Source organism: Myroides sp. NP-2, from assembly GCF_014145665.1.
GTDB lineage: Bacteria > Bacteroidota > Bacteroidia > Flavobacteriales > Flavobacteriaceae > Flavobacterium.
Window position 1 is genome coordinate 1 of record NZ_JACHTD010000053.1, and the last position, 680, is coordinate 680.

1 protein-coding gene is annotated in these 680 nt (G+C 32.1%); it reads left to right on the top strand.

The genetic code is table 11. From position 1 onward, the window contains the following. Positions 1–33: 33 nt before the first annotated feature. The coding region (locus tag H4K35_RS15600; protein WP_126731979.1) for an aminoglycoside 6-adenylyltransferase at positions 34–680 on the top strand (647 nt) is incomplete at its 3' end.

Below are 680 nucleotides of genomic sequence, written 5' to 3' on the forward strand. Positions count from 1 at the left end.
GTTGTACGACATAGTAAAACCGAACCAAACAAAATGAAAGTCAGAGAAGAAAAGTTAAGAACAATTATAGAATGGTCGGAGAAAAACGAAGATGTAAGAGTTCTTCTTCTGACAAGTTCACTTGTAAATCCTTTAGCACTTGTTGACGAATTTAGTGATTTAGACATTGAATTTGTTTTTGAGGATAATACAAATTACATTTCAGACAAAAGCTGGACGCTTAAATTCGGAAATCCAATTGCTATGATTGAAGAAGACGAAAGTTGTTTTAACCATAAACACGCAATGAAAATGCTACTTTATGAAGACGGTGTGAAAGTAGATTTTAAACTTTACAGCAAATCAAAATTTATAAAGGAAACGCAAGAGAAAGAATTACCAGAAGATTGGGATATTGGTTATAAAATTTTAATTGATAAAGATGGTATTACAAAGCAAATGCTGAAACCAACTTATCAAATTTCCATTATCAAAAAACCGTCTGAAAAAGAGTTTCAAAATCTAATAAACGATTTTTGGTGGGACACAACTTACGTGGCAAAGTGTCTTGTGAGAGATGAAATATTCTATGCGAAATTTATGTCGGAAACCGTTATTCGCACAGAATATTTAATTCCTTTAATTGAATGGCACATTGCAAGTGAACACAATTGGAACATAACGACCAATAAATATGGACG